Source organism: Agromyces sp. NDB4Y10 (genome assembly GCF_001620055.1).
GTDB classification, from domain to species: domain Bacteria; phylum Actinomycetota; class Actinomycetes; order Actinomycetales; family Microbacteriaceae; genus Agromyces; species Agromyces indicus.
Genome location: NZ_LQGY01000066.1, coordinates 1 through 5,111 on the forward strand (window position 1 = coordinate 1; position 5,111 = coordinate 5,111).

Here is a 5,111-nt window from a genome sequence, read left to right on the forward strand (position 1 = left end):
GGCGAACTCCGCCGCGAGCGCGGCGGCGTATCGCGGCGCGGCGGTGAGGCCGCCCGTCGCGGCGGCGACGCGGGGGATGCCGTCGACGAGGGCGGCGGCCAGGCTCTCCGCGGCGAGTTGCCCGGCGCGATGAACGATGCCGGATGCCGCGGCATCGCCGGCGTCGGCGAGGGCGACGACGTCCGGGGCGAGCGAGGCCAGCACGCCAGCGCGGTCGTCGAGGGTGAGCAGGCGCGTCCACGTCGGCGGCGCGCCGAGCCGGTCGGTCGCGGTGACGAGCAGCGCACGACCCGCCCCACCCACGCCGTCGTGGGCGCGGATCGCGGCCTGCAGTGCGGCGATGCCGATCCAGGCGCCCGAGCCGCGGTCGTCGTAGAGGTGCCCCCAGCCTCCGACGCGGGTCCACCGCCGGTCGAGGTCCGTGCCGAGGGCGATGGCGCCCGTGCCGACGGCGATCACCGCGCCGGGCTCGCCCGCGAGCGCCCCGAGGTGGGCGGTCACCGCGTCCGCGGCGACGGCGACTCGTGCACATCCCGAGGCGGCGACGAGGTCGCGGAGGAGTCCGTCGTGGTCGTCGACGAGCGAGGCCAGTCCGGTCGCGCCGACGCCGACCGCCGCGGGCGGGTCGTCGGGCCAGCGGTCGCGGGCGCGGCGCACCAGGTCGACGACGACGGCCGCGACGTCCGAGCCCGTCCGGCCCACGCGGGCGCCGTCGGCGGTGAGGGTCCGGACGTCGTCGGGACCGGCGGGCTCCTCGGACCGCGCGGGCGCGAGGCGGAGGCGGGCACCGGTGCCCCCCACGTCGATGGCGAGGACCGTGCTCATCGCGACCGCCGACCGCGAAGCGGACCCGCGGCATCCGCTTTGGAAAAAACTTGCAAACCTGTGCGCATTCCCGAATACTACTTCCAGCCCAGGACGGTGGGGAGCCCACCGACGATGCATTCAACGAGGAGTCGACATCATATGAAGCAGCGAGCCCTACCCATCGCCGCGCTCGGCCTGACCGCGGCGCTGGCCCTCTCCGCGTGCGCCGGCGGATCAGAGGACGGCGGCGCGAACGGCGAGGGCAAGACCCTCGACGTCTGGATCATGCAGGGGACCAACCCCAACTCCGAGGAGTTCTTCGAGGAGGTCTCCGCCGCGTTCACCGAGGAGACCGGCGCGGAGCTCAACGTCGAGTTCGTGCAGTGGGCCGACGCCCACGACCGCTTCGTCACGTCGATCGCCGGCGGCACCACGCCCGACGTCGCCGAGACGGGCACCACCTGGACCGCCGAGTTCGCCGACGCCGGCGCCCTCGCCCCGATCGGCGAGTACGTCGACGGCGAGGACCTCCGCGGCGACCTCGTCGAGGGCCTCGTCGAGTCGGGCACCTACGAGGAGGAGCTCTACGGCATGCCCTGGTACGCCGGCGTGCGCTCGCTCGTGTACCGCGCCGACGTGTTCGAGGAGCTCGGACTCGACGCGCCCGAGAGCTGGGACGACATCGTCGCCGCCGGCGAGGTGATCAAGGCCGCCAAGCCCGAGATGATCGCGTTCGCCGTCCCCGGCGACGCCGAGTTCCCCGTCTACCCGTGGGTCTGGGGCGCCGGCGGCGAGGTTGCCGAGCAGGACGGCGACGAGTGGGTCTCCGGCCTCGACAGCCCCGAGGCGCAGGAGGGCATCGGCTTCTACACCGGCCTCGCGACCGAGCACGGCTTCTCGTCGGCCGGCGCGACCACGTGGAAGGAGACCGAGGTCCTCGACTCGTTCGCCGCGGGCGACGTCGCCATGGCGCTCATGGGCTCGTGGACCCCGTCCGCGATCGTCGAGAAGAACCCCGACCTCGAGGGCAAGTTCGCCGCGGCGCCGATCCCCGGCAAGGACGGCGGCATCGCCCCGTCGGTTCTCGGCGGCTCGCACCTGTCGGTCTTCAACACCGCCGACGACACCGACCTCGCGTGGGAGTTCGTCAAGCTCATGACCACGGGCGAGTTCGCCGAGAAGTGGGGCTCGCAGTCGGGCTACTTCCCCGGCCAGGCCTCGCTGCTCGAGGACACCATGGCCAGCGACGACCCGCTCGTCGCGCCCTTCGCCACGCAGCTCGTCGAGGGCGGCGCCTCCGTGCCGGTCACCCCGAAGTACGGGGCCGTGCAGGCGAAGAAGACCACGAACACCGCCATCCAGGCGATCCTCTCCGGGCAGAAGACGGTCGAGCAGGCGACCGCCGACGCCGCCGCGGAGATGGACTCCATCATGAACGGCGACTGACGACGTGGTCGACCTGGTCAACCGTCCGCCGGTCGCGTCGGGGGCTCCGGCCCCCGCCGCGGCCGGCGGGCCGACGCGCCCCGCCCGGCGCCGGCGGCATCCGCTCGTCGCCGCTCGCCCGTGGCTGCTGCTCGGACCCGCGCTCGCGGTGCTCGCCGTGCTGCTGCTCTGGCCGCTCGTGCGCGTCGTGCTCTTCTCCCTGCAGGACTACGGGCTCCGCGAGATCGTCTCGGGCGAGCCCAACTGGATCGGACTCGCCAACTACGGCGAGGTGTTCACCGATCCGACGCTCTACACCGTCGTGCTGCCGAACACGGTCGGCTTCGCGGTGCTCGCCGTGGCCGGCACCGTCGCCCTCGGCACCGGCGTCGCCGTGCTCATGGCCTCCCTCGGCCCGCTCTGGCGCACCATCGTCGGCAGCGCCATCATGGTCGCCTGGGCCATGCCCGCCGTGACCGGCACCTACGTCTGGATCTGGATCTTCGACGCCGACCGCGGCATCGTCAACAGCACGCTGCAGGCGCTCGGCCTGCAGGACGACCCGGTGAACTGGTTCACCAACCGGTGGACCTTCTACGGGATCGTGCTCCTCAACGTCATCCACCACGGCTTCCCGTTCGTGGCCATCACCATCCTCGCGGGCCTGCTCGGCGTGCCGAAGGAGATGCTCGAGGCCGCCGAGGTCGACGGGGCCGGACCCTGGCGCCGGTTCTTCTCGATCATCGTGCCGAGCCTGCGACAGGTCTTCGCCGTGGTCATCATCCTGTCGACCATCTGGGACTTCAAGGTGTTCGCGCAGGTCTACCTCATGCCCGGCGGCGCCGGCACCAACCGCGAGGCGCTGAACCTCGGCGTGTGGTCGTACGTCGAGTCGTTCGGGCAGAACCGCTACGGATTCGGTTCGGCGATCGCCGTGCTGCTCACGCTCGTGCTGCTCGCGATCACGGTCGTCTACGTGCGCACCCTGCTGAAGGAGGAGGAGGAACTGTGAGCCGACGCACCCGACTCGCCGCGTTCAAGGCGGTGCTCGTCGCCCTGCTGCTCGCCTTCACGCTGTTCCCGGCGTTCTGGATGCTCTCGAGCGCGTTCGACGCGCGGGCGGGCTCGGCCGGCAAGGGCCTGCTCCCGCAGGAGTTCTCCCTCGAGAACTTCGAGTACGTGCTCACCGAGGGCGGGTTCGACGTGTTCCTGCGCAACTCCGCGACGGTCGCGCTCGTGACCGTGCTCGCCTCGGCCGTGCTGGCGCTGCTCGCCTCGGTCGCCGTCGCGCGCTTCCGGTTCCGGTTCCGCACGGCGATGCTGCTGATGATCCTCATCGTGCAGATGGTGCCGCTCGAGGCGCTCGTCATCCCGCTGTTCGTGCAGGTGCGCGACCTGCAGATGCTGAACACGCTGCTCGGCCTGATCATCGTCTACGTCGCCCTGTCGCTGCCCTTCGGCATCTGGATGCTGCGCGGCTTCGTCGCCGCCGTGCCGAAGGAGCTCGAGGAGGCCGCCTACCTCGACGGCGCGAGCTGGGGCCGCATGTTCCGCTCCGTGCTGCTGCCGCTCGTGATGCCCGGCCTCGTCGCCACCTCGGTGTTCTCGTTCATCACCGCGTGGAACGAGTTCATCTTCGCCATGACGCTGCTCGGCGGCGCGACCGAGAACTACACGGTCGCGATCGGCCTCAAGCAGTTCTTCGGCGAGCACTCCAACGACTGGGGCGCCATCATGGCGGCGTCGACGATCATCACCGTGCCCGTGATGGTGTTCTTCGTCCTCGTGCAGCGCAAGCTCGCCTCGGGCCTCGTCGCGGGGGCGGTGAAGGGATGACGCGCTCCGCCGATCCCGCCGTCCGCGCCATCGTCGACGGCGTGCTGTGGCCGGGGTTCCTCGGCACGGCCGTCCCCGACTGGCTGCGCCGCGACCTCGACGGCGGACTCGCCGGCGCGGTGCTCTTCGCGCACAACCTGGGCGGCGACGACGAGCGCGCGGCGCTCGCGCACGACCTCCACGACCGGCGCGACGACGTGCTCGTCGGCGTCGACGAGGAGGGCGGCAACGTCACCCGACTCGAGTCCGCCTCCGGCTCGACGCTGCCCGGTGCCGCCCAGCTCGGGCACGTGGACGACCTGGCCGCGACCGAGACGGTCGGGGCCGAGCTCGCGCGGCGGGTCGCCGCGGTCGGCGCCAACGTGGTGCTCGCCCCCGTCGCCGACGTCAACGTCGACCCGCGCAATCCGGTGATCGGCGTGCGCTCGTTCGGCGACGACGCCGGGCTCGTGTCGCGCCACGCCGCCGCACTCGTGCGCGGCATCCGCTCGGGCGGCGCCGCCGCGTGCGCCAAGCACTGGCCCGGCCACGGTGACACGCACGTCGACTCGCACCACGGCCTGCCCGTGCTCGGGATGCCGGAGCGCGAGCTCGAGCGGATCCACCTCGAGGCGTTCCGGGCCGCGATCGCCGCGGGCGTGCCGGCCGTCATGACCGCGCACCTCGTCGTGCCGACGTGGGGCGCCGAGCCGGCCACCATGAACCCCGTCGCGCTCGGTCGCCTCCGCGGACTCGGGTTCGACGGCGCCGTGATCACGGATGCGCTCGACATGGCCGCGATCCGCGAGACCGTGGGCACGGGCGTCGGCGCCGTGCGCGCGCTCCTCGCCGGCGCCGACCTGCTCTGCCTCGGCAACCCGGCGAACCCGTGGGGCGGCGCGCCCGCCCCCGACGCCGACGTCGCCGTGCTCGCCGAGGTGCGCCGGGCGCTGCTCGACGCCGTCGACGACGGAACCCTGCCCGTGGCACGCCTCGAGGAGGCGGGCCGGCGCGTGCGCGCGCTCGCAGACCACGCCCGCGCCGCCGCCGATGCCGCGGCCGCC

General features: G+C 72.9%; 5 protein-coding genes. 4 read left to right on the plus strand and 1 reads right to left on the minus strand.

Going from position 1 to position 5,111, the window contains the following annotated elements:
• Window positions 1-825: BadF/BadG/BcrA/BcrD ATPase family protein (locus AVP42_RS15325; RefSeq protein WP_067950594.1), on the minus strand; the 825-nt coding region annotated here is incomplete at its 3' end.
• Window positions 826-966: 141 nt separating this feature from the next.
• On the opposite strand from AVP42_RS15325, the gene AVP42_RS15330 reads away from it, so the two are divergent.
• From AVP42_RS15330 to AVP42_RS15345, 4 genes are all read left to right on the plus strand, one after another.
• A complete protein-coding gene (locus AVP42_RS15330) occupies window positions 967-2,253 on the plus strand; it encodes a sugar ABC transporter substrate-binding protein (RefSeq protein WP_067950596.1) in 1,287 nt (428 codons plus the stop codon).
• 4 nt (window positions 2,254-2,257) lie between these two features.
• A complete protein-coding gene (locus AVP42_RS15335; protein ID WP_067950598.1) occupies window positions 2,258-3,244 on the plus strand; it encodes a carbohydrate ABC transporter permease in 987 nt (328 codons plus the stop codon).
• Window positions 3,241-4,068, plus strand: coding sequence for a carbohydrate ABC transporter permease (locus tag AVP42_RS15340; RefSeq protein WP_067950600.1), 828 nt, complete (start codon window positions 3,241-3,243; stop codon window positions 4,066-4,068). The genes AVP42_RS15335 and AVP42_RS15340 overlap by 4 nt, the downstream gene beginning before the upstream one ends.
• On the plus strand, window positions 4,065-5,111 hold a 1,047-nt coding region (locus AVP42_RS15345), incomplete at its 3' end, for a glycoside hydrolase family 3 protein (protein ID WP_067950602.1). The genes AVP42_RS15340 and AVP42_RS15345, both read left to right, overlap by 4 nt.

Bases quoted from the DNA above. Each gene is read 5' to 3' on its own strand.
- AVP42_RS15330 (WP_067950596.1), top strand. From the start codon at position 967: ATGAAGCAGCGAGCCCTACCCATCGCCGCGCTCGGCCTGACCGCGGCG.